A 1,543-nucleotide genomic window follows, 5' to 3' on the forward strand; every position below is an offset into this window, starting at 1 on the left:
AAAGAAATTTCACCTTTACGGCCATTAAAAGGGTTTGCTTCTTCTAAAGGTCTCCAGTATCCTTTTACGACAGAATATGAAACAACATTATCGTAATTACCCACTGTTAAAACGCCAATATCATTTAGCTTATTTCTTAGCTCCTCTATATATTCTTCTGGTAACAGCACTTCTACTTTTACAAATTTAGATTCCATTCAATTCCCTCAATTTCGTTTTTATATTTTGCTAACCTGCCCCGTTAGCTTAATAACTTCAACAAAAAAGTGCATTAATCCTTCTTGGATTAACGCACCCCTTTAGTTGAAGAAAGAGAAGATAGTATTCTCTCAGATTACTATGAAATAATAAGTAACTGCTCCAATAATTCCAAATGACATCAAGATAATACTTCTCTTAATATTTTTGTTCCGTATTTCAATGCCTCCAGAAAACCAACCGATAAATAACATAAATGCCCCAAAGTGTTGGATTACATTTATTGATGTAATTATGCCTGAGAAGAATAACGCTAAACCTATATATCTAAACCCATCAACAAATAGAAATGAGGGACTTTTTATCCCCTTCTTTAACTCCTCTTGTTCTTCTTTATCCTGCTTTAAATAGAAATTAATAAAACGGAAAATTGGTATACCCCATAATAATATTAAAAATAAAACCTGAACTATACTCATTTATCTTCCCCCGTTAACCTATCAATGCACAAAATATCAATCACAACTTATTAAGCCATTATATGTTCTTTAAATAAGTTTTTTTCCGCTAACCTGCCCCGTTAGTTCAATAAATTCAACAAATAAAGCGACAATCCTCCTTGGATTATCGCTACCCATTAGTTGAAGAAAAAACAATATTTTTTTAAAAAATGTCATAAATTTTAAAAAATTCAATGTATATATTTTTAAAGCGTGTTACATTACGAATGTAGCAAACAAATATAAATGATGAAAGGGAGAAAGAAACAATGATTTTTAAAGTCGAAAAAATCCCAAACTGTCGCATTGCTTATGTGCGTCGAGTTGGCCCTTATGGTTCTGCTAATATTGAAGTTATGGAGAAGTTAAAAAAATGGGCTAAGGAAAGAAATCTTTTTAAAACTGCAATCATACTTGCAATTCCGCAAGATAACCCCGAGACAACCCTACCTGAAAACTGTAGATTTGATGCTTGTATTGTGATCTCAAAGGATTATCAAATGGATGATTCAATTTCTGAAAGTGAACTTTCTGGTGGAAGATACCTTATTTTCAAGGTTAAACACACAGCAGAAGATATTCAAAAAGCATATGCTGAAATTTTTCCTACTTTACAAAGCAATGGTTATCAAATTGATAACAAACCTATTATGGAAAGGTACACTAATGAAATGGTTAACAACCATTTTTGCGAAATATGTGTCCCTGTTATAACTTTATAGATTGTTTGTTTAATACTATATCTTTGGCTAAAAACCAAATAGAAGGAGGGGAACAAGTAGCTTATCAGTAGAATAACTTCTTGTTCTTCTTTCACTAACCTGCTCCGTTCGTATTATAAGGTT

2 protein-coding genes and 1 pseudogene are annotated in these 1,543 nt (G+C 31.8%); 1 reads left to right on the top strand and 2 read right to left on the bottom strand.

Annotated elements, in window-relative coordinates; all coding sequences use genetic code 11:
* Together V7097_RS18115 and V7097_RS18120 are read right to left on the bottom strand one after the other, a co-directional pair.
* A pseudogene (locus V7097_RS18115) lies at positions 1–197 on the bottom strand (cytochrome C biogenesis protein); the annotation flags it as partial.
* A gap of 132 nt (positions 198–329) precedes the next feature.
* Positions 330–677: a Fe3+-siderophore ABC transporter permease gene (locus V7097_RS18120; RefSeq protein ID WP_335705046.1), complete on the bottom strand. Its 348-nt coding sequence runs from the start codon at positions 675–677 to the stop codon at positions 330–332.
* A gap of 290 nt (positions 678–967) precedes the next feature.
* Here V7097_RS18120 and V7097_RS18125 point away from each other — a divergent pair, with 290 nt between their 5' ends.
* Positions 968–1,420: an AraC family transcriptional regulator gene (locus V7097_RS18125; RefSeq protein WP_335705047.1), complete on the top strand. Its 453-nt coding sequence runs from the start codon at positions 968–970 to the stop codon at positions 1,418–1,420.
* The last annotated feature ends 123 nt before the right edge of the window (positions 1,421–1,543 follow it).

The organism is Bacillus sp. JJ1562 (assembly GCF_036962705.1).
Lineage (GTDB): Bacteria > Bacillota > Bacilli > Bacillales > Bacillaceae_L > Ferdinandcohnia.

Bases quoted from the DNA above. Each gene is read 5' to 3' on its own strand.
- V7097_RS18120 (WP_335705046.1), bottom strand. From the start codon at position 677: ATGAGTATAGTTCAGGTTTTATTTTTAATATTATTATGGGGTATACCA.
- V7097_RS18125 (WP_335705047.1), top strand. From the start codon at position 968: ATGATTTTTAAAGTCGAAAAAATCCCAAACTGTCGCATTGCTTATGTG.